Annotated in this window: 18 protein-coding genes; 7 read left to right on the top strand and 11 right to left on the bottom strand. The window is 58.0% G+C overall.

Translation table 11 applies throughout. The features are described from left to right. The first annotated feature begins 59 nt into the window (after positions 1–59). Positions 60–1,343, top strand: coding sequence for a DUF3422 family protein (locus KZZ06_RS00775; protein ID WP_219578125.1), 1,284 nt, complete (start codon positions 60–62; stop codon positions 1,341–1,343). Positions 1,344–1,347: 4 nt separating this feature from the next. Here the strand turns inward: KZZ06_RS00775 and KZZ06_RS00780 are convergent, their stop codons facing one another. From KZZ06_RS00780 to KZZ06_RS00795, 4 genes are all read right to left on the bottom strand, one after another. After that, positions 1,348–2,394 carry a YeeE/YedE family protein gene (locus tag KZZ06_RS00780; protein ID WP_219578126.1) on the bottom strand — a complete coding sequence of 349 codons (1,047 nt, stop codon included), beginning with the start codon at positions 2,392–2,394 and terminating at the stop codon, positions 1,348–1,350. A gap of 308 nt (positions 2,395–2,702) precedes the next feature. Next, the gene (locus KZZ06_RS00785) at positions 2,703–3,701 is read right to left on the bottom strand and encodes an ABC transporter permease (RefSeq protein ID WP_219578127.1); all 999 of its coding nucleotides are present in this window, start codon (positions 3,699–3,701) and stop codon (positions 2,703–2,705) included. Continuing rightward, complete coding sequence (locus tag KZZ06_RS00790; protein ID WP_219578128.1) at positions 3,694–4,761, bottom strand: ABC transporter permease; 1,068 nt, start codon at positions 4,759–4,761, stop codon at positions 3,694–3,696. Before KZZ06_RS00790 ends, KZZ06_RS00785 begins: the two co-directional genes overlap by 8 nt. Positions 4,762–4,862: 101 nt before the next feature. Next, a complete protein-coding gene (locus tag KZZ06_RS00795) occupies positions 4,863–6,584 on the bottom strand; it encodes a peptide ABC transporter substrate-binding protein (protein ID WP_219578129.1) in 1,722 nt (573 codons plus the stop codon). Between the two features lie 324 nt (positions 6,585–6,908). Here KZZ06_RS00795 and KZZ06_RS00800 point away from each other — a divergent pair, with 324 nt between their 5' ends. The 5 genes from KZZ06_RS00800 to KZZ06_RS00820 all read left to right on the top strand — a co-directional run bounded on the left by KZZ06_RS00800 (position 6,909) and on the right by KZZ06_RS00820 (position 13,788). Beyond that, the gene (locus tag KZZ06_RS00800; protein ID WP_219578130.1) at positions 6,909–8,741 is read left to right on the top strand and encodes an ABC transporter ATP-binding protein; all 1,833 of its coding nucleotides are present in this window, start codon (positions 6,909–6,911) and stop codon (positions 8,739–8,741) included. An 11-nt stretch (positions 8,742–8,752) separates the two neighbouring features. Continuing rightward, positions 8,753–9,913 (top strand): acetylornithine deacetylase, encoded by a 1,161-nt coding sequence (gene argE, locus KZZ06_RS00805; protein WP_219578131.1) that lies wholly within the window; start codon positions 8,753–8,755, stop codon positions 9,911–9,913. Between the two features lie 130 nt (positions 9,914–10,043). Continuing rightward, positions 10,044–11,390 (top strand): FAD-binding oxidoreductase, encoded by a 1,347-nt coding sequence (locus tag KZZ06_RS00810; protein WP_219578132.1) that lies wholly within the window; start codon positions 10,044–10,046, stop codon positions 11,388–11,390. A 19-nt stretch (positions 11,391–11,409) separates the two neighbouring features. Next, positions 11,410–12,579, top strand: coding sequence for a M20 aminoacylase family protein (locus tag KZZ06_RS00815; RefSeq protein WP_219578133.1), 1,170 nt, complete (start codon positions 11,410–11,412; stop codon positions 12,577–12,579). Positions 12,580–12,624: 45 nt separating this feature from the next. Next, positions 12,625–13,788, top strand: a complete 1,164-nt coding sequence (locus KZZ06_RS00820) for a M20 aminoacylase family protein (protein ID WP_219578134.1) — start codon at positions 12,625–12,627, stop codon at positions 13,786–13,788. A 21-nt stretch (positions 13,789–13,809) separates the two neighbouring features. On the opposite strand, the gene KZZ06_RS00825 is transcribed toward KZZ06_RS00820, so the two are convergent. From KZZ06_RS00825 to moaA, 3 genes are read right to left on the bottom strand one after another with little or no spacing between them, the layout of a single operon-like run. Continuing rightward, a complete protein-coding gene (locus KZZ06_RS00825) occupies positions 13,810–14,826 on the bottom strand; it encodes a glycosyltransferase family 4 protein (RefSeq protein ID WP_219578135.1) in 1,017 nt (338 codons plus the stop codon). Continuing rightward, the gene (locus KZZ06_RS00830; RefSeq protein ID WP_308339986.1) at positions 14,823–16,103 is read right to left on the bottom strand and encodes a 3-deoxy-D-manno-octulosonic acid transferase; all 1,281 of its coding nucleotides are present in this window, start codon (positions 16,101–16,103) and stop codon (positions 14,823–14,825) included. The genes KZZ06_RS00825 and KZZ06_RS00830 overlap by 4 nt, the downstream gene beginning before the upstream one ends. 13 nt (positions 16,104–16,116) lie before the next feature. Beyond that, a complete protein-coding gene (moaA, locus tag KZZ06_RS00835) occupies positions 16,117–17,124 on the bottom strand; it encodes a GTP 3',8-cyclase MoaA (protein WP_219578137.1) in 1,008 nt (335 codons plus the stop codon). Positions 17,125–17,210: 86 nt separating this feature from the next. Here moaA and KZZ06_RS00840 point away from each other — a divergent pair, with 86 nt between their 5' ends. Next, entirely contained in the window at positions 17,211–17,720 is a 510-nt protein-coding gene (locus KZZ06_RS00840; RefSeq protein WP_257884140.1) for a hypothetical protein, read from the top strand. A 102-nt stretch (positions 17,721–17,822) separates the two neighbouring features. On the opposite strand, the gene KZZ06_RS00845 is transcribed toward KZZ06_RS00840, so the two are convergent. The 4 genes from KZZ06_RS00845 to glmU are packed head-to-tail and all read right to left on the bottom strand — an operon-like array spanning position 17,823 to position 22,261. Further along, positions 17,823–18,536 carry a DNA alkylation repair protein gene (locus KZZ06_RS00845; RefSeq protein ID WP_219578138.1) on the bottom strand — a complete coding sequence of 238 codons (714 nt, stop codon included), beginning with the start codon at positions 18,534–18,536 and terminating at the stop codon, positions 17,823–17,825. Further along, a complete protein-coding gene (locus KZZ06_RS00850) occupies positions 18,529–19,086 on the bottom strand; it encodes a pyridoxamine 5'-phosphate oxidase family protein (RefSeq protein WP_219578139.1) in 558 nt (185 codons plus the stop codon). The genes KZZ06_RS00845 and KZZ06_RS00850 overlap by 8 nt, the downstream gene beginning before the upstream one ends. Continuing rightward, on the bottom strand, positions 19,086–20,906 hold the full coding sequence (gene glmS, locus KZZ06_RS00855; protein WP_219578140.1) for a glutamine--fructose-6-phosphate transaminase (isomerizing): 1,821 nt from the start codon (positions 20,904–20,906) through the stop codon (positions 19,086–19,088). The genes KZZ06_RS00850 and glmS overlap by 1 nt, the downstream gene beginning before the upstream one ends. A gap of 2 nt (positions 20,907–20,908) precedes the next feature. After that, complete coding sequence (gene glmU, locus KZZ06_RS00860) at positions 20,909–22,261, bottom strand: bifunctional UDP-N-acetylglucosamine diphosphorylase/glucosamine-1-phosphate N-acetyltransferase GlmU (protein ID WP_219578141.1); 1,353 nt, start codon at positions 22,259–22,261, stop codon at positions 20,909–20,911. Positions 22,262–22,343: the final 82 nt, after the last annotated feature.

Consider the following 22,343-nt stretch of genomic DNA (forward strand, 5'->3'; position numbering starts at 1 on the left):
CCTTTGCGTTGAATAGTTGTATCCTTGCCCGAATGACCGTTTTGAGAGACGAGGATAAAATGGCTGCGATCAAGGATCATCCCCTGCGCTATGCGCTCAACAGCGAATTGCACGCCCGTCCGTTCCCGTCGCTTAGCGCCCCCCAAGTCGCCGCCTATATCGCCCTTCGCCCGCCGGGTGACGCGGCCACCCGCGACAGATCTGTCGATCTTGAACATCTAACCGCGCTGCTCAAACACTATGGGGCACCGCTGCCGGCAGCACACGCCACGCACTATTATGGCCCGATGGGGAAATACGCCCTGAAGTGGGAACAGCACACGGAATTTGTCACCTACACCGTGTTTTCTGACCAGATCGGCGACCGTCCGTTTGATCCCGCTGAATTCGATGTCTTTCCTGCCGAATGGCGCGGGGGCCTGAATGCCGAACGCATCACGTCGATCCTGTTGCGGTTGGTGGACCGGCCCGAAAAAGACGATCAGATCGCGGCTGCGCTGAACGATTGGTTCGTCCCAGAAAGCCTTGCTGTCGCCAACGTGCTGGACGATGCCGCCGTTGTCGCCAGCGATTTCCGCATCGATTCAGCGGGCCATATGCGCATGGCGGTTTTTGCCGCGCCCGAAACCGGTGACCGGCGGTTGGGTCGCATTGTCCAGCGGATGTGCGAAATTGAGACGTATAAATCCATGTCGATGCTGGGCTTTGCCAAGGTGCGCGACTTTGGCGGACAGGTGAACGACCTGGACACGCAGCTGAACAGTCTGATGGCGGCAATGCGGGCATCCGATGCCATGGCCGAAGACACATTGCACAAGCTGCTCGACATCTCGGTGCAGCTCGAAACCCTCTTGGCCGAAACCTCATATCGTCTTGGCGCGACCGAGGCGTATCAAGCGATCGTTAACCAACGTATTTCGGCGCTGCGTGAAACGCGGTTTATGTCACGGCAAGGTTTTGACGAGTTTATGATGCGCCGCTACGAGCCCGCCATGCGCACGGTCAAATCCTCCGAGACGCGGTTGCAATCTATGTCTGCCCGGGCCATCCGCGCGTCAGAACTGCTGCGCACACGGGTGGATGTTGAACGCTCTGCCCAGAACCAAGAGATACTGGCGAGCATGGACAAACGTTCGGACCTGCAATTGCGTCTGCAGCATACCGTCGAAGGGCTCTCTGTGGTCGCGATCAGCTATTACGCAGTGTCGCTGGCCAGCTATATGCTCTATCCGCTGGCCGAACCCTTTGGCATCAGCAAGGGCATTTTAACTGCCATTGCCGTGCCGGTTGTCGTCGTGTTGGTGTGGGGAATGTTGCGGCGGTTGCGCCGCAAAATCCAATAACAGATTACCCGTGCACCACGCGACCAGCAGGTGCCGCACGCAGCACCGCGTTCATCGCCAATGCGCCAACGGCGATCATCACGATGGCCAGTATCGCAGCCAGCGATAGGGTAGGGACGCCCGACAGACCAGCACCCAAGGTACAGCCACCGGCCAACACACCGCCAACGCCCATCAGCGCGGCACCTGCCATATAGCGGCCGGTCTGGGCGGGGCTTTCAAAGCTCTGCCAACCGAACCCGCCAAAGCTAAGGCTTGCGATCAACGCGCCAATTATAACGCCCCCCACAAGGCCCACACCGAAACCGGCAGGCACAGCACTGCTTGCGATGACCCAGAACAGGCTGTCGGCAGCAGGGGATGTGAACGACAGGCTTTCCATCGCGATGGGGTCAAATTCGTCAAACAGGATGAATCCGGTTCCGACCCAAGCAAGCGGCGCAAGCAGGCCAATGACAGCTGCCATGACCAAGGTACCAACCCCATTCCCCGAACGCAGCGCATAGATCAGCGCAGGCACGGCAATCACAGCAGTCCAAAGCCACGCACCACCGGGCAGGCTGGCAAGGCTGATGTTGTCGCCCATGTCGATGGTCACACGGCCCAACGCAACGCGCATAGGGGCCAACACGCCCTTCAGGGTGGCATGGGCGATGATCGCAAAGACGACGACGACCAGCGCGGCGCGCAGGTTGCCCGACCCCGCCAGAATGGTAAGACGGGACACACAGCCACGGGTCAACACCATGCCCGCGCCAAAGATCAGACCGCCAATCACGATGGCAGCGATCGGCAGATCTGCGATCATAAACCGATGCTCGGCAAAGCTGATCCAGCCCATGGCAACGGCGGCTTGCGTTCCAACAACGGCAAAGGCCAGCGCGGTCAGCCATACGCCCGCCGCGGAAACTCGGTCTTCGCCGATCAGGGATCTGCGAAAACAGAACTTGGTGATCTGGCCAAAGACGCCAAATAGCACACCAATGATGATGGCAAGCAGAACAGATGCCTGCTGCGGGGTGGTGTTTTCAAAACCGAATGTCTCGAACATCGCCTGATCCTCTTGGAAATGGAATATTTTCCCAATTGGCGTGAAAAATCTCTGATATCAAGCAATTCATATATGTATTACAGCCCGTTAGATGGAACTTTGTTCTGATCTATACGTACTGAACAGAAGGGAATTCCGCCGCTTGGACCCCTTGAACATATCCGTTCCAAGAACCCGGCAAGTCAGGCCGATACCGTCCTTATTCACCACATAAAAAAGGGAGGACCAACATCCTCCCTTCACCCTTTCTTAAATACTCAAATCCGGCAATCGCCACACAGACCCAAGTATGAGGCTGGTCGCCGTGATTACCGACCGCGCAGGCGCGGGTCCAAGGCATCGCGCAAACCGTCACCCAGATAGTTCACACTCAACACCGTCAGCGAAATCGCGATGCCCGGCAGCAATACCCGTTCGGGGAATTCCTGCATGCGGCTGACCGCATCAGACAACAGCTTGCCCCAGGTTGGGAAATCCGACGGGAAACCCACACCTAGAAAGCTCAGCGCGCTTTCGGTGATGATCGCCGTTGCCAGACCCAAGGTCGCAGAGACCATGATGGGCGAGATGACGTTGGGCAGCAGGTGCCGCCGGATGATCTTGCCCGACCGCGTCCCGATGGACCGCGCGGCCAGAATGAATTCGCGTTCTTTCAGCGCCAGAATATCGCCACGCACGATCCGTGCGGTTTGCATCCAGGACGTCAGGCCGATGATGCCCACGATCAGGATGAACATCCCGCCTTCGGGGCCAAAGCGTGAATTCAACGGCTGGCGGAACAGCGTCACGGCCAGCAGCGTCAGCGGCAGGATCGGCAGGGACAGCACCAGATCGGTGAAACGCATCAGCCAGAAATCCAGCTTTTTGAAATACCCCGAGATCACGCCAATCGCCGATCCGATGACCAGCGCCAGCGCCATGGCCAACCAACCGACAGCCATCGATACCTGACCGCCTGCAATCATCTGTGCCATGATATCACGGCCCAACTGATCTGTGCCAAAGGGATGTGCCCAGCCGGCCTTGGCCTCGTTGTCAAACAACAGCTGGTAGATGGGCCGCCAGTTCTTGTTGCGGATATCCAGCGCTTTGGGGTCCACATCCCACAGGAAGGGGCCAAACACGACGGCCAGCGTGATAAACAGCAAGAAGCCACCCCCGAACACAGCGCCTTTGTGTTTGCGGAACTGCTGCCAGACGTCGAACCACTGACTGCGCGGTGGCTTGGACGGTTCTTTGTCGACCAGCGCGCCAAAGGTTTCGATGTCGGCCTCGATGGGGCTTGCGGGAATGGCTTGCTCAGTCATAGCGGATCCTTGGGTCAAGCAGGCCGTATAGAACATCGGCAATCAGGTTAAACAGAACGATGAGGATGGCAAAGATGAACGTCAGCGTCATTACCATCGGCAGGTCATTGGCGAATAGGGCGGTCAACAACAGCTGACCGATACCGTTCACCTTGAACACGTTTTCGGTGATGATCGCGCCGCCGAAAATCGCGGGCATGCCCAAGGCAATGACCGTAACAACGGGGATCATCGAATTGCGCAACACATGCACCATCACGACCGAGGATTCTTTGAGGCCCTTGGCGCGGGCGGTGCGCACGTAATCTTGGTTAAGGTTGTCCAGCATGGCCCCGCGCATATAGCGGCTGATCTGGGCTGTGGTTTGCAGCGCCAGCACCATGACCGGCATGATCATCTGCATGAACTGCACCTTAAAGCTGGCCCAGTCCGTGACCACATGGGTGGTGTCATAGATTGACGGCAGCCAGCCCAGTGTGACGGAAAACACCACAATCAGCAGCGGGCCGGTAAAGAAGGGCGGGATCGAAAAGCCGACCATGGTGACGAATGTACCGGCCTGATCGAACAGTGAATAATGGCGGTAGGCGGAATAGATGCCGATCGGAATGGCGATCAGGATGCCCACAACATAGCTAAGGCCCACGACCCAAAGGGTTTGCGGCATCCGCTGGATCACAATGTCCATGATCGGGCTGCGGGTCTGCCAGCTGATGGTGCGCTGCACGGGGCGTACGGCACCGCTGTCAGGGTCAATAAAGGTCGAGAAGTTCGTATCCGGCAACCAGCCTAACAGGAATGTGTCGCGTGTCGCCCAATCAAGGAATACCTGCGGTTCAACCCAGAAAAACTGGATCAGCCATTTGTAGTATTGCACATAGATCGGCTGCCCGAGGCCAAGCGCTTCGCGCATCTTTTGTTTGACTTCGGGGGGCACGGTCAGTGGTACCTGTGCCATCGGATCGCCGGGGGCGAGCTGAAGCAGCAGGAAGATAACCAAACTGATGAACAAGAGCGTCGGGATCGACAATAGCAGTCGTCGAATGGTGAAAGTCAGCATGCGCGGCGCCTTTGCAGGTCAGTCTGTTATAGATGTGGTCATGATTAGGGTCGGTACGAGAGAGGGGAGCGTAATACACGCTCCCCTCCAGAAGGAAAGTATTAATCCTTCATGCGGTACCAATCAGCGGCATTCCAAAGTTCGGAATCCCAAGTATTAAGCACAACGCCGCCCAAAGTGGCCGAAGCTGCGGATACACGACCACGGTCAACCAGTGGAACGATTGTCATGGTTTCTTTGGTGATGATGTCGTTCAGGCGCTTGGCGATTTCGCCGCGCTTGGACAATTCACCTGTGCGGGACAATTCGTCCAGCAGTGCATCATACTCTTCGTTACAGAAGCGGTTGATGTTTTCACCCTGCCATTGGCTGGATGGTTTTGGTTCGCCGCCACAACGGTAGGCCGACAGATATGCCTGTGGGTCTGTGCCGTCAAAGTTGTTGGCGTACATTTCAACGTCCGCATAGAACTTTTGGAACGTGTCAGGCGAACCTGGGTCACCACCAAAGAAGACCGACGCGTCAAGGTTGCGCAGTTCTACTTCGACACCGATTTGGTTCCACCAGTCTTTGATCAACGCTTGGAAATCCTGACGGACAGCATTGGTCGAGGTTTGGTACAGAACCGACAGCTTGACGCCGTCTTTTTCACGGACACCGTCGCCATCGCTATCGGCGTAGCCTGCTTCTTCCAGCAGTGCCTTGGCACCTTCTAGGTCTTGCGTCAGGCATTCGGTGTTGTCGGATGCATAAAGCGCAGGCGCAGGAACAAGGTTACAGGTCGGGCGGCCAGCTTGGCCATAGCCGACTTCAACCAAAAGCGGACGGTCGATTGCCATGGAAAGCGCTTTGCGGACTTTGAAATCCGACAAGAATGGATGCGGGTGCATCACAGTCGCGCGCTCGCCTTCGGGCAGGTCTGCCGACGGGTTGGTCATGTTCATTTCGATACGTTCGACCAAGGTGCCGAATGCCGAGATGGGTGTACCTTTGCCGCCTTCGGCCATTTTCGCCAGCACGTCGGGTGCCAACTGCATGTTCCAAGCGTAATCGTATTCGCCGGTTTCCATAACCGCACGACCCGCTGCAGTCGCGTCGCCGCCACCTTTGAAGGTCAGGGATGCAAACGCAGGTTTGTTCGGATCACGGTAGTTCGGGTTCGCAACCATCTGGATAACGTCGTTTGGACGGAAATCCGTAACCATGAACGGGCCAGTGCCGATCGGGTTAAAGTTAGCTTCGGTACATTCAGGTGCCTTTGCGCCCAAGCATTCTGCGAATTGTGCCGCTTGAATGATCGGGGATTGTGCACCCATGAATGGGCCATATGGGTTTGGTTTTGCGTCGGTGAAATGTACGGTCAGCGACAGTTCGTCGATGATGTCGATGCTTTCCACGCCGTCAAACTTGGATGCCTGTGCGCAGCCGCCTTCTGGGTGCATACAGTATTCAGCAGTGAACTTGACGTCCGCTGTTGTCACAGGTGTGCCATCGGACCACAGCAGGCCCTCTTGCAGCTTCCATGTGATGGATTTCAGGTCTGCCGAAACGCCACCGTTTTCAACGGTCGGGATTTCCGTGGCCAGATATGGAACCAACGCGCCGTTTTCGTCGTACCGGCCCAAAGGTTCAATCACGAGGCTGGCTGCCTCAAGATCCTTGGTGCCGCCCGACAGATATGGCGTCATGATCGAAGGCGCTTGCCAATAGATGATCTTGACCTCGCCGTCGCGTCCGCGCTCGCCTTCATGGGCGGCTGCGAATGCAGCGGGGGCAAGAGCCGTCGAGGCAACTGCACCCATCAAAAGGGTTTTCAACTTCATAACTTACTCCTTGTTGGGCACCGGTGATATGTTTTGTGGTGCCACTCTTTTTTTCGTCGGATGTCGTTTTTTTGACATGACCCCAACTTTCTTATGATCGCGAAGGAAAGGTCAAGAGGACGAAACACAACTGTTCAATTAAATGTTCGTTACGGTTCGTCACATTGCGTTTCTCATCGCGGGTGCCGCTATCGAAGCAGAATTTGCGCAAAATGCAAGCACTGAGAGAGCGGTAACATACCTACGGCCTGTCCCGTTTGACACTGGGGGAAGAATGGTCTTAGCGTCTGCGGGACAATTACATCACCAGCGCTGGATATCCGAATGCTTGACGACAGCACATCAACACCAATTGCACAAATACAAGGGCTTAGGGTCGAATTTCAGACCCAAGACGGCCCTGTTTTGGGGGTCGAAAACGTCAGTTTCGACATTAATTCGGGTGAAACCGTTTGTGTTGTCGGCGAATCTGGTTCGGGAAAATCGGTATCGTCGCTGTCATTAATGCGTTTGGTCGAATTCGGCGGCGGAAAAATCGCTGGGGGTCGCCTATTATTTGAGCGCAAGGACAAGCCGGCAGTCGATTTGGCGCAGACCGATCAGGAATTGATGCGCGAAATTCGCGGCAACGAAATCGGGATGATCTTTCAGGAACCAATGACCGCGCTGAACCCGGTCTTTACCGTGGGCCGCCAGTTGACCGAAGGCTTGCGTTTGCACAAAGGCATGACCAAGGCCGAGGCCGAAGCCCGCGCGTTGGAATTGCTGACCCAAGTGCGAATCCCCCAACCGGACCAGCGGCTTAAGCAATACCCACATGAATTGTCCGGCGGTATGCGTCAGCGTGTTGTGATTGCGATGGCGCTGGCCTGTTCGCCGCGTCTGCTGATCGCAGATGAACCCACGACCGCGCTAGACGTGACCATTCAGGCCGAAATTCTGGCGCTGATCGACCGGCTGAAACGTGAGACCGGCACCGCCGTGATGTTCATTACCCATGACATGGCCGTTGTGGCGCAGATGGCTGACCGCGTCGTTGTCATGTTCCGCGGCAACAAGGTCGAAGAGGGCTCCGTCGAGGAAATATTCGAGAACCCGCAACACCCCTATACCAAGGCGTTGCTGGCCGCTGTGCCAAAGCTGGGCGAAATGACTGGCAAAGCCTATCCCGAGCCAATGAAATTGTTGGGCAGCGAAGACAAGGAAATCAAGCCGATCAAAGGCACGACCGAAACCTTGTTGACCGTGAAAAATCTGACCACTCGCTTTCCGGTCAAGGGCGGTTTTTTCCGCCGCACCATCGCAAATGTCCACGCGGTCGAGGATTTGTCTTTCACCATTAACAAGGGCCAAACCCTTAGCCTCGTTGGTGAATCCGGTTGCGGTAAATCCACTGCCGGCCGGTCGATCCTGCGTCTTGTTGAACCGCTGTCGGGTGAAATTGACATCGGGGGCAAGGACATCATGGCGCTGAATGCCCGTGATCTGCGCGAAGCACGGCTTGATATGCAGATGATCTTTCAAGACCCGTTTGCCTCGCTTAACCCGCAAATGCAGCTGTCTGATCAGGTCGCCGAACCGATCCACAACTATGGCACCCTCAAAGGGGCCGAATTGACCAAACGCATCGAGATGCTGTTTGACCGCGTCGAATTGCCCCGCAGCTTTATGCGCCGTTTCCCGCACGAACTGTCCGGTGGCCAGCGCCAGCGCGTCGCCATTGCCCGTGCTTTGGCCCTGAACCCCAAGCTGATCATCGCAGACGAAGCCGTGTCCGCGCTGGATGTGTCGGTGCAGGCGCAGGTCGTGAACCTGATGCTCGAGCTGCAACAAGAGATGGAGCTGTCGTTCCTGTTCATCAGCCACGATATGGCCGTTGTGGAACGGGTCAGCCATCAGGTCGGCGTGATGTATCTGGGCCGCATCGTCGAAATCGGATCACGGCAGCAAGTGTTCGAAAACCCGCAGCACCCCTATACCCAAGCGTTGATGAAAGCGGTGCCAATTGCCGATCCGCGTCAGCGCAAGAAGGAAAGCGAGCTGAACTTCAAACCCATTCCGTCGCCGATTCACCCGATCAGCTACACGCCCGAACCCTCCGTCTATAAAACCGTCTCTCCCGGCCATCAGGTGCTTTTGACCGACAGCGGATACTAAAGGATCGCCCCATGGCAGAACGTATGACCCCCTTTGCGCTGATGGAAAAACTGATCAGTTTTCCCACTGTTTCGCGTGACACGAATATCCCGTTGATCGATTGGGTGGCCGACTATCTGGCAAGCCACGGCATCGAAAGCCACCGCTATATCGACCCCGATCAGCCCAAACATGCGCTGTTTGCCCATGTCGGCCCTTGGGTCGAAGGCGCGGTGGTCTTGTCGGGCCATACGGATGTCGTGCCCGTTGACGGCCAGCCATGGGACACAGATCCTTTTACCGTCGTTGAACGCGATGGCCGATACTACGGGCGCGGCACCTGCGACATGAAAGGGTTTGACGCGATGGCCATATGGGCCATGGTCGAGGCCAAGTACAGCGATATCAAACGGCCACTGCAAATCGCGCTCAGCTTTGACGAAGAAGTCGGCTGCACCGGAGCCCCACCGATGATCGAAGCCATGCAACCGGTGCTGCCCAAGGGCGATCTGGTAATCGTGGGCGAACCCTCGACGATGCAGGCGGTCACGGGCCACAAAGGCGGCTGTGGCTTCAACACCCACGTGGTGGGGTTCGAGGTCCATTCTTCGCTGATGCACACCGGGGTGAACGCGATCATGGCAGGGGCCAAACTGATCGAGTGGGCCAATGACATGAACACCGAAAACTTTGCGCGCAAACCGTCCGAACTGGCCGCAATGTTCGATCCGCCCTTTACCACCTGCCATGTCGGCCAGATTTCCGGCGGCACCGCCCATAACATCACGGCCAAGGATTGCTACTTTGCAATGGATTTCCGCGTGGTCCCCGGCGAGGATAAAGACGCTTGGGGAACGGCCTACCTGAAAAAGGTGCGCGAAGTCGAAAAGCAGATGCAAGAAGTTGTGCCTGAAACCTATATCGAAGTCACGCCGCGTTTCGACGTCCCCGCCTTGCAACCCGAAAAGGACGGCTTGGCCGAAACCTTTGTGCGCCAGATCACCGGCGACAATGCCAGCCACAAGGTCAGCTACGGCACCGAGGCCGGTCAATTCCAGGACGCAGGATACAGCGCTGTGATCTGCGGGCCCGGCGACATCGCGCAGGCCCACCAACCAAATGAATATATCGAAGTCTCGCAATTCGAGGCCGGGCATAAATTCATGCGAGACTTAATCGAACGATTGAAATGACACAAAGCGCCCCTCCCAAACCTTCCATTCCAAATGGAAATAAATCCCGGGGGAGGGGCCGCAGCGCGGCACCGGGGGCTGGCCCCCAACCCGGCCTCCAAATTGGCCCCGTCACATATAGAACGCGCGCATGATGCACTTCCCCATCAACACTACGACCCCGATCACTTATCCCGGCCCGCACAGTACTCAGGCAGATTTCATCGTCATTGGCGGTGGCATTATTGGCGTCTGCACGGCGCTGTTTCTGGCGCGCGAGGGCGGCAAAGTTATCCTGCTTGAAAAGGGCCGCATCGCGGGCGAACAATCCAGCCGGAACTGGGGCTGGATCCGGCAACAAGGGCGTGACCCAGACGAGATGCCGATTATGGCCGAGGCACAGCACCTTTGGCGCGAACTGGCGGGGCAGACCAATATCGACATCGGCTTGCGTCAGGGCGGGATCACCTATTTTGCGGATAAACCCGGTCAGGTAGCAGATTACGAGGAATGGCTGCCCCATGCGCGGGCCAACGGTGTGGACAGCAAAATCCTGTCCTCGGCGCAGGTCAAGACCATGTTCCCCGGCATGGCGAAACCAGCCTTGGCAGCATTGGTGACGCCGTCCGATCTGCGTGCTGAACCATGGGTCGCGGTGCCCGCCTTGGCGGCGATTGCGGCGCGTGATGGGGTCGAAATCGTTGAAAACTGCGCCGTGCGTTCGCTGGATATTGCCGCGGGCCGTGTCGCCGGGGTGATCACCGAATCCGGTCGGATCAGCGCCCCGCAAGTGGTGTTGGCGGGCGGGGCGTGGTCCTCGATGTTCTTGCGCAATCACGGGGTCAACATCCCCCAACTTTCGGTGCGTGAAAACGTGGCCGCGACCGAACCCCTGCCTGAAATTTATGCGGGGGCTGCCGCCAACCGCAAAGTGGCCTTCAGACGGCGCGAGGATGGCGGCTATACGCTGGCCCCGCCCGGCGCGCCGGACCTGTTCATTGGCCCTGATGCCTTTCGCAGTTTCCCCCATTACCTGACCCAGCTTCGCGCGAATCCCTTCGGGCAGGTGCTGTACCCCTACGGACCCAAAGGTTTTCCAGACGCATGGGGCACCAAACGCCGGTGGCGCTATGATGAAACCACCCCATTCGAGGAAATGCGCATTCTGAACCCGTCCCCGAATATGCGCAAAATTAACCGTCTTTTGCGTAATTTTTCATCGCTGTTCCCGAATTTGCCTCCCGTCCGCCTAAAGGCTGCTTGGGCCGGTATGATTGATACAATGCCCGATATCGTACCTGTCGTGGATCAGGTGCCTAGTTTACAGGGGCTTACCATCGGCACGGGCATGTCGGGCCATGGATTTGGCATCGGTCCGGGGATGGGGCGGGTGTTGGCCGCACTGGCCATGGGGCGCGATGTGGGACATGACTTAACACGCTTCCGCCTGTCGCGCTTTAGCGATGGCAGCCCAATGGTTTTGGGCCCAAACGTCTGATTTTATTACCGGAGTTACCATGCCGATCAAGAACCGCTTTGCCGAAACCCATGCCGATATCACCGCATGGCGTCGCCACCTGCACACAATCCCGGAACTGCAGTTCGATCTGCCCAAGACCGCCGCGTTCGTGGCTGACAAGCTGCGCAGCTTTGGCATCACAGACATCACCACTGGCATCGCTGAAACCGGTATCGTTGCGGTGATCGAAGGCAAAACAAACACCTCGGGCCGCACCATCGGGTTGCGCGCTGATATGGATGCCCTCCCGATAACCGAGGCAACGGGCCTTGAATACGCTTCCACGCATCCGGGCAAGATGCATGCCTGCGGTCATGACGGCCACACGGCGATCTTGTTGGGGGCGGCGCAGTATCTGGCCGAGACACGCAATTTCGATGGCCGCGCGGTGCTGATCTTTCAACCCGCCGAAGAAGGCGGTGGCGGTGGCAATGTCATGGTCGAGGAAGGCCTGATGGAACGCTGGTCCATCGACGAGGTATATGGCTTGCACAATATGCCCGATCATCCGGTGGGCGAATTTGCCATCCGCTCCGGCCCGTTGCTTGCGGCGGCTGATGAATTCGACATCGTGATTACAGGGCAGGGTGGCCATGCCGCCGCCCCCCACGAGGCCATTGATACCAACCTTGCCGCCGCCCATGTCGTTGTGGCGTTGCAATCCATCGCCAGCCGCAATGTTGATCCGCTAAAGCAAGTCGTCGTGTCAGTCTGCACCCTGCGATCCGACACCGACAGCCACAATGTCTTGCCGCAAACCGTGCGGTTGCGCGGCACTGTGCGCACGCTTGATGCGGGCATTCGTGATCTGGCCCAGGAACGGCTCGAGGCGATTGTCACCCATACTTGCGCTGCCTATCAGTGCAGCGCGGATATCATCTATGAACGCGGTTATCCTGTGACGATCAACGCCGAGGATAACACCCATTTCGCCGCGGAAGCTGCCGAAAAAGTGACCCCCGGCGTAGACCGTGATACCCCGCCCATCATGGCAGGCGAGGATTTTTCCTATATGCTGAACAAACGACCCGGTGCCTACATTATGCTGGGCAACGGCGACGGTGCCACGGTGCACCACCCGATGTACAATTTCAACGATGATGCCATCCCCGCCGGTTGCAGCTGGTTTGCCGAGATGGTTGAAACACGACTACCCAGCGTGGGCTAAGGTGCCCGCGCTCCACAGATAAAAACCTCCCAAAAAGGACCTACAATGCCTGTTAAAAACCGCTTTGCGGAACTTCACGATGATATCACTGCATGGCGCCGTGATTTGCACGAACACCCTGAAATCCTGTTCGAAACCCACCGGACATCCGCCACTGTCGCTGAAAAACTGCGCGCCTTTGGCTGTGACGAGGTCGTCGAGGGCATTGGCCGCACCGGCGTTGTTGGTGTGATCAAGGGCAACGCAACCACGTCGGGCAAGGTGATCGGCCTGCGCGCCGATATGGATGCGCTGCCCATTCATGAACAAACCGGCGTCGAATACGCATCGAAAACGCCCAATGCGATGCATGCTTGCGGCCATGACGGTCACACCGCGATGTTGTTGGGGGCCGCGCAATATCTGGCCGAAACACGCAATTTTGACGGCACCGTGGTCGTGATTTTCCAACCCGCCGAAGAAGGTGGCGGCGGTGGCCGCGAGATGTGCAAAGACGGCATGATGGATCGTTGGGGCATCCAAGAAGTCTACGGCATGCACAACTGGCCGGGCATGCCAGCGGGCAGTTTCGCCATTCGTCCGGGCCCGTTTTTCGCCGCGACCGATCTGCTTGAGATCGAAGTCGAAGGTCTGGGTGGGCACGCTGCCAAACCGCACGAAACCATTGATACAATGGTGGTCACTGCGCAAATGATCACAGCGCTGCAAACCATCGTCAGCCGCAATGCCGATCCGATTGGCAATATCGTCGTGTCGATCACCTCGATTGAATCGTCATCCAAGGCGTTTAACGTGATCCCGCAGCGGGTTAACCTGCTGGGCACTGTGCGGACTTTGTCCAATGATCTGCGCGATCTGGCTGAAAAGCGCGTAACCGAGATCTGCGAAGGCATCGCCGCGACGTTCGGTGCCACGGCCAAGGTGACCTATATCCGCAACTATCCGGTGATGGTGAACCATGATGACCAAACCGAATTCGCCGCCGATGTGGCGCGCAGTATTTCCGGTCAATGTGACGAGGCCCCGCTGGTGATGGGCGGCGAAGACTTTGCGTTCATGCTCGAAGAGCGTCCCGGTGCCTATATTCTGGTGGGCAATGGCGACACCGCCATGGTGCATCACCCGATGTACAACTTTAACGATGATGTGATTCCGGCTGGGTGCAGCTGGTGGGCAGGGCTTGCGGAACAACGCATGCCAATCGGCTAAGTTTCGGTTCGGGCGCGGGGGCTAACCCTGCGCCCAGATCATCTGATAGACCGCGTCGATGCCATCGGCTTCGGCCTTGGCGCTGAAGTTTTCGATCACATAGGTGCGGGCGATATTGCCCATTTTATCGACATTCCCGTTCAGGATTTGTCTCGCAGCTAATGCGGCGGCTTTCGGGGTATCGACGATCACACCTGCGCGGCCTTGCGCGCTAAAGGCGCTGTAATATCCCGCCTCATAGCCAATGAACGGCACGCCGGATGCCATCGCCTCGAGCGGGACCATACCGTAGCCTTCGTATTGTGGCAGCTGCACGACCAGCGACAGCGCGCGCATCAGCGCGGGCAGGTCTTGGGCCGGGATTTCACCGGGAAACAGGATGCGGTCGGTCAGGCCGGCTGCTTTGATATCGTCTTTTAGGCCAGCAAGGAACGCCTGATGTTCGCGGGTGGCTTTCCCCAAAACCAAGGCGACAGCATCAGGATGATCGGGCAGCAGATCAATCATCGCTTTGACAAAGTGGTCAGTGCCCTTTTCGGGGCGAATGCGGCCAATCGTGGCGATGCCCACGTTGCCGCCATACCCCAAGGCTTGCCACGATTTGGCGCGGTCTTGGGCAGGGTGAAACAGGGCGGTATCCACGCCGTGCGGCACCACTGCGCGGACGTGGGGCACGAAACTGGCGGCTTTGTCGGTGGTGGCGATCACGGCATCCATGCGGCTGATCAACCAGCGGGGATAGGCCGAATGCCGTCGTTGCGCCGCCGAGGTAAAGACGATCTTAATCGGCAGACGCAGGATGTCGCGCGCCCAAAGTGCGGCGCGCATTTCCGTATTGCGCCGCACATGCCAGATTGCCCCGTCGGTGGATGCCGCGCGGGCTTGTTTCACGGTGATCGGATCGGGGCAGCCGGGCAGGGGGCGGCCGACAAGCGCCAGATCATAACTGTCCATCTGCGCGCGGATCACATTGGCTGCCGTCGCCGACACGCCGGTAAAGTTCTTGTTAAAGTTGGTGACGAAAAGCTTTCTTTTCATCCTGCTTCCAGCCCCAGCACGGCCACAAGCCGCGCGGCAATGCCATCAAGCTGGTCGTCCTGTGCGGCGACAAACCGTTTGGCAGCGTCGGTCATGTCAGTCAACTCGTGTGACGTCGACAGCAGATTGGCGATAGTTGCGGTCAGATCATCACCGTCTTCAACGAAGTGCGCGGCACCTTCGGCTTCAAGCTGGGTATAGGTTTCGGCAAAGGCTGCAACATGTGTGCCCGACAGAACCGCAGCGCCTGCTTGGGCGACCTCGAACGGGTTGTGCCCGCCGATGGGCAGCAGCGAGCCGCCTAAAAATACAATGTCCGTCATCGCATACCACAGGCCCAATTCGCCCAGCGTATCAGCCAGATAAACCTGCGCGCCGGGCGCATCGCCGCGGCTGCGCCGGTTGCAGGTCAGGCCCGCCGCCGTCACCATCTCTTCGACCGCGTCGCCGCGTTCGGGGTGGCGCGGGGCAAGGATCAGACACAGGTCGGGGAACTGTTTCAACAACGTCTGATGCGCCTGTAAAACAGCGTCTTCTTCACCTTTGTGGGTCGAGGACGCAACCCATATAGGTCGGTGCCCCAGTGCAGCGCGAGCGTCAAACAGCGCGTCTTCGTCAACCGGCAGGGGCCCCGCCATGGATTTGAGGTTGATACCCCGCGCAACACGGTCCGAGGGCGCGTGCATGCTGACCATCTTGTGAGCCATCGCGTCGTTTTGGGTCAGGATCAGATCGAACACATCAAACAGATAGGCGGCCATTTTCGGGTGCTTGCGCCATGTCTCGACCGATTTGTCGGACAGCCGCGCATTGACCAAGGCCATTTTAGCGCCCGTGGCATGGGTCCGGCGCAGCATTTGCGGCCAAAGTTCGCTTTCGACAAAGATCGCCGCGTCAGGCCGCCAATGGCGCAAGAACCGTTTCAACGGGCCGGGCGCATCAAGGGGGGCAAATTGGTGGACAGTGCGCGGCGGCATGCGTTGGGCGACCAGTGCAGCAGATGTGGCCGTGCCCGATGTGATCAGGAAATGCGCGCGGGGCAAAATCAGCCCCATGCGCGTGATCAGGGCCAGCACGGACAGGCTTTCGCCGACGGATGCGGCGTGCAGCCAGATCAGCGGGCCTGATCCTTGACGGTCTTGAGTGGCATGCCCAAGCTTTTCATGGGCGCGGCGCACCGGGACACCTTGCTCGCGCAGCTTGGCGGTTTGTGACCGTGCAAAGAACGGAACCAACCCCATGCTGGCGACGACCCACGCACGATAGAGAAAAGGCACTGGCACGACCCTGTCAGCCGCCTGTGTGGCTCATGTGGCGGGGCATCTGCCCGTCCAGTTTTTGCCGGGAATAATCGAAATCATGGCCCTTGGGTTTGAGGTTGATCGCCGCGCGAATTGCATCTTTCAACGGCGCGTCATCATCAGGGTGGTTACGCAGGGGCGCACGCAGGTCAGCGACATCTTCCTGTCCCAGACACATGTATATCTCTCCGGTGCAGGTAATCCGCACGCGGTTGCAGCTTTCGCAGAAATTATGGCTAAGCGGGGTGATGAAACCGATTTTCTGGCCGGTTTCCTCAAGCCGCACATAACGGGCTGGGCCACCTGAGTTTTCTGCCAGATCTGTGACGGAATAGTGATCCTCATAGGCGCGGCGCACGTCTTTGAGGGACCAATACTGGCCCAGACGGTCCTCGTTGCCCAAATCGCCCATGGGCATGACTTCGATCCAGGTCAGGTCAATGCCGCGATCCGCACACCATGCGGTCATGCTGGGCAGTTCAGACTCATTGAACCCTTTTAGCGCCACGGCGTTGATTTTCACCCGCAACCCTGCCGCCTGTGCCGCATCAATGCCACGCAACACTTGGGGCAGACGACCCCAGCGTGTGATGTCTGCGAATTTCTGATCATCCAGCGTATCAAGCGACACGTTCACGCGGCGCACGCCAGCGGCATAAAGATCACCCGCAAAGCGTTCGAGCTGGCTGCCGTTGGTGGTCAGGGTCAGTTCCTTGAGGGTGCCCGCATCCAGATGGCGGGTCATGCTGTCAAAGAAGGTCATGATGCCTTTGCGCACCAAAGGCTCGCCGCCGGTGATGCGCAATTTTTGCACGCCAAGATCAATGAAATTGGTGCAAAGGCGGTCCAGTTCCTCGAGCGTGAGAAGTTCCTTTTTCGGCAGGAAATTCATATTCTCTGACATACAATAGACGCAGCGGAAATCGCAGCGGTCCGTGACGGAGACACGCAGGTAGGTGATCGCGCGGGCAAACGGGTCAATTAATGGTGCATTCATACCCCATAGGTAAACATCGGCCCATCGCGGGGCAAGGTACAATAAGGTGATTGAAGCAACACCCGCGGGCGGCTATCCACAACGCTATGAAACATAGTCTCATTCTTTGTACGATTTGCCTTGGGCTTGCTGCCTGTGGTGCCCCTATGGAACGCTTGGGTCTTGCGGGGCCTAATGCAGATAAAACGGCTGCTTTGCCCGCTGCTGAGGATGCGGATCAAGCGAGTTATGACCCCGTTACATCGGCACCACGCCCACCCGCAGCGGCCCGCACGGTTGAGGCATTGGACACCACCACCCCCGAACAGCGCGCGGCCGCGGTTGCCCCTGCGGCGGCGGGGGCACGGGTTTTGGGAACGACCGTTGTATCCTTGGGCAGTGCGACAGAGCCGGGCCTGTGGATCAAAACACCTTTGGTGAAGACCGAAATGCAGGGCCGCGTCAAAAACCCTGCGACGGGCAAATCATCCACTGTGATGTTGATCCCGATCGAGGGGCCGGCCACGGCAGGAAGCCGCATGTCCCTTGCGGCATTGCGTTTGATTGGGGCGTCTTTGACCGATCTAACCAGCGTTGAGATATCGACGCTAAGGTAGATCACGTAGCACGTCGTGTGTTTTTTGCGGCGTGCGGCGTGCGGCGTACGGGGGGCCAGCCCCCCGAGACCCCCGGGATATTTATGAGCCAGAGAATGCGGATCAGGTGTTTGGCGCGGGTTCGGTGTTTTCATGTACCGGGGGCAGGTGGCGCGAAGCTTCCTTGATCGCGTAGGGTTTCATGTGGTGGCTGTTCTCATCAATGAAAAGCTGGGCGCGGGAAGGGTCATGGCGGCTGAGGTCGCGGACCCACCAGGCGATGGCCTTTTGCATGATGCCGTTTTTGACCGGTAAATAACTTGCGGCCCAGCCCAAGATGCGTTCGCGCGCGGCCAATTCTTCGGGTTTTGGGTTGTTCTGCTTTGTCCAAGGCAAGGTCGCCACGAGGGCGGCGCGTTTGGTCCAAAGCTGATCTGATGTTGTCCAGTTTTCGACGGTATCAAGACGGGTCGGATCGGCGATCAGGCGTTTCTGGATCGCCATGCAAACGTGGTCGGCGATGGCCCAGCTGTCAAATTCGGGCACCCAGCTTTGCAGCATTTGCCATGCGGGTTCGTCATTTGGGCGCAGTCGCGCCTGCGTCAGCAGTTTGGCGGCGGCCACGCGGGCCTCGAATATATCGGTATGCCACAGCGCGTCGGCGAGCGTGATGCGGTCGGCCAGCTCCAGTTCGGCCCGCCATGTTTTGGTCAGGTCGTTAATATCGGGATTGGTCACGCCCAGATAGGGGCGGTCGATTTTGTGATAGGCGTGCATCTGTTCGACGCGTGCCGGGTCGGCAAGCGATGTGAGTTGTGCCAGATAGGGCTCATGCATCTGTTTGGTCCTGAGTGATATATGTGGGCAACCCGTCAATCGTGGTGTGGTTGCGGTCGCCCCAATAGGTTTCAATCGCGCTTGCGCCTTTGTCATCGGCCCATTTCTTGAGAACGTCGCGGTCGCCTGCGTGGTCGTAAAATGGCACGGCATAGCCGCAGCTTGTCTGGAGCAGATTGACGGTCATGTCATAGATCTGGCGGGTGCCAAGGGCCGCTGGAAACAGCTCTTGCAGCGGTGCAAAATCGGCATCGCGGGGGTGCAGTGCCCGCGCGGTGCCATAGGCGCGCATGATCATCGGTCGCGTTTCAAAGCCGCACCACATCAGCGTCATGCGGTTGACGCGCGCCAGATGCCCGGCGGTTTCATTGCCGGACCCTGTCATATTGCGCCAGACGATGCGGTTCGGCCCCAGTACTCGCAGGCTGTCCATGCCCTTGGGCGAGATGTTAACGCGCCCATCCTCAGCCGCAGTGCCGCAAAAGAACATATGCTGCGCCTGGATGAAGTCGCGTTGGTCATCGCTGATGTGGTCGAACTGCTTGGCCATTACTCAACCGTTACAGATTTGGCGAGGTTACGCGGCTGGTCGGCATCAGTGCCTTTGGCGATGGCAGTGTGATAGGCCAGCAATTGCGCGGGAATGGCATAAAGGATCGGTGCCAGCGCATCGGCGACGGGGGGCATTTCGATCTGCGCCCATGTGCCTTCTGCGGCCTCATCAAGACCCGAGCGATCAGAGATCAGAATGACCTTGCCCTTGCGTGCCATGACCTCTTGCATGTTGCTGACGGTTTTATCGAACAGTGTGTCCTTGGGGGCCATGACGACCACTGGCACGTTTTCATCTACCAACGCGATGGGCCCGTGTTTGAGTTCGCCTGATGCATAAGCTTCGGCGTGTATGTAGCTGATTTCTTTTAGTTTTAGCGCGCCTTCAAGGGCGAGGGGGAACATCGCGCCACGGCCCAAAAACAGTACATCGCGCGCCGAGGACAGTTTTTGTGCAGCATCGCGGATCGTGGCGTTTTGCTCGAGCGCGGTGTTGATCAGCGATGGTATTGAGCGCAAAGCCGACATGTGATCGGCCAGTTGGTCCTGGGTGATGGTGCCGCGATCAACTGCGGCTTTGAGGGTCAACAGGAAAAGCACTGTCAACTGGCAGGTGAAGGCTTTGGTGGATGCCACGCCGACTTCGACGCCCGCGTGGATCGGCAAGGCCAGATCGCTTTCGCGTGCAATCGAGGATTCGGTGACGTTGACGACAGACGCAATTTTGTCAGCCTTGCCATCACAATAGCGCAACGCGGCAAGGGTATCGGCGGTTTCACCGGATTGGCTGACGAACATGGCCAGCGTGCGGCCCGGAATGGGCGGTTCACGGTAGCGGAATTCAGACGCGAAATCGACCTCGACCGGTAGGCGCGCGATTTGTTCGAACCAGTATTTTGCTGTCAGGCAGGCGTAATATGCCGTGCCGCAGGCGACCATTGTGATGCGGTCAAAACTGTTGAAGTCCAGGCCGGGATCGGGCAGGGAAATCACGTTATCGGCACTCACATAGTGGCTCAGGGCTTCTGCAATGACGCTGGGCTGCTCTGCGATCTCTTTGGCCATAAAGTGTTTATGCCCCGCCTTGTCGACGCGGGTGCTGTCAAGGCTGATGGTTTTAATGGCGCGGTTCGCCCGTGATCCATTGGCATCGAAAATCTCGAACGAGTTGCGCGTAAGGATTACGCGGTCGCCTTCTTCGAGATAGGTGATGCGGTTGGTCATCGGCGATAGGGCAATTGCATCACTGCCCAGGAACATTTCATTGTCGCCGTGCCCGACAGCCAAGGGCGCACCTTTGCGCGCGCCAATCATCAGGTCTTCTTCGCCATCGAACAGAAACGCCAAGGCAAAGGCCCCTTGCAGACGGGTCAAAGTCTTGGTCGCGGCGTCAACCGGGCTTAGCCCTTGGGACATATAGTGCTGGGTCAGCAACGCGACGGTTTCGGTGTCGGTTTCGGTGACGAAGTTGGCACCAAGTGCGGCCAATTCGGTGCGCAATTCGCGAAAGTTCTCAATGATACCATTGTGCACAACCGCGACAGGGCCGGCCTGATGCGGGTGGGCGTTGGTGACAGAGGGCGCACCGTGGGTGGCCCAGCGGGTGTGGCCGATGCCAGACTTGCCAGCCAACGGTTCATGCACCAGCAAATCCGACAGGTTTACCAACTTGCCGACCGCGCGGCGGCGTTCAAGGTGCCCATCATTAACCGTGGCAATACCGGCGCTGTCATAGCCGCGATATTCCAGACGTTTCAACGCTTCAACAAGGATGGGTGCAGCTTCGTGCTGACCAAGGACCCCGACAATACCGCACATAATTAGCTGCCTCTCTGCTGTTTGGCCTTTTTGGCCTTTAACATTTCGAACATTTTCCGCGCCATGCCCGGTTTTTCGACTTGTGGTGCACGCGCCAATGCCAACGCGTCGGATTCGACGTCGGATGTAATAACAGACCCAGACCCGGTCATGGCCCCGTCGCCGATATGGACGGGTGCGACCAGCATGGTGTTGGATCCGATAAACGCGTTCGCGCCGATATGGGTGTGATGCTTCATCACGCCATCATAGTTGCAGGTGATCGTCCCTGCGCCGATGTTCGATTTTTTGCCAATCGTGGCATCGCCGATATAGCTGAGGTGGTTGACCTTGGCCCCTTCGTCGATCTGGGCATTCTTGACCTCGACGAAATTGCCGATGCGCACGTCTTCGGCCAGTTCTGTGCCGGGGCGCAGGCGGGCGTAGGGGCCGATAATGCCGCCGCGCGACACATGGCACCCTTCGAGGTGGCTGAATGCACGAATGGTGGCACCGTTTTCGATGGTCACGCCGGGGCCGAACACCACGTTGGGTTCGATCACCGTGTCGCCACCAATATAGGTGTCGCGGGCGAAATAGACGGTTTCGGGGGCCATCAAGGTAACGCCCTGTTCCAGCATGGCAGCGCGGGTGCGTGCCTGAAATGCAGCATCTGCGACAGCAAGGTCCGCGCGCGAATTCACGCCCATTGTCTCGGCTTCGGTGCAGGTCACTGTGGTCGCCTTAAGACCGCGCGCGCGTGCAATGCCGATGACATCTGTCAGATAATATTCCTTGGACGCGTTGTCGTTTCCAACAGCATCGATCAGATCAAATAGCAGATCAGATTTGCAGGCAACAACACCGCTATTACATAGGGTTATGGCGCGTTCTTGATCTGTTGCGTCTTTGAATTCGACGATCCGGTCCAGACTATCGCCCTGCATCACCAGACGGCCATAGCGCGCCGGATCGGCGGCCTCAAACCCCAGTACAACCACGTCATTGTCGCGCAATGCATCGCACATTGCCTCCAGCGTTTCGGGTTGAACAAAAGGCGTGTCGCCATACAGAACGATCGCCGTGCCATCAAAACCTTCCAGCGCCTCGCGGGCTTGTCCAACGGCATGGGCGGTGCCCAACTGTTCCTCTTGAACAACGACCTGCGCGTCTTCATCAAACGCCTGGGCGGCGGCGCGCACTTGATCGGCCCCGTGGCCTGCAACAACGACGGTACGCGCGGGAGATACGGCCGCACCTGACGCCATCGCATGTTCCAGCAGGGGTGCTTGGGCGACGGGGTGCAGGACCTTTGGTAGATCCGATTGCATCCGCGTTCCCTTGCCTGCGGCCAGGATGATAAGTGCGACTTCCATATATAATCTCTTTAATAAATTGACTGAGGTTCTCTTTACCTTGTTGGCGTTTATGCGCAAGGCTAGCAGCGATCAAAGAAGA

Origin of the sequence: Sulfitobacter sp. CW3, assembly GCF_019392245.1 — a bacterium.
Taxonomy (GTDB): Bacteria; Pseudomonadota; Alphaproteobacteria; order Rhodobacterales; family Rhodobacteraceae; genus Sulfitobacter.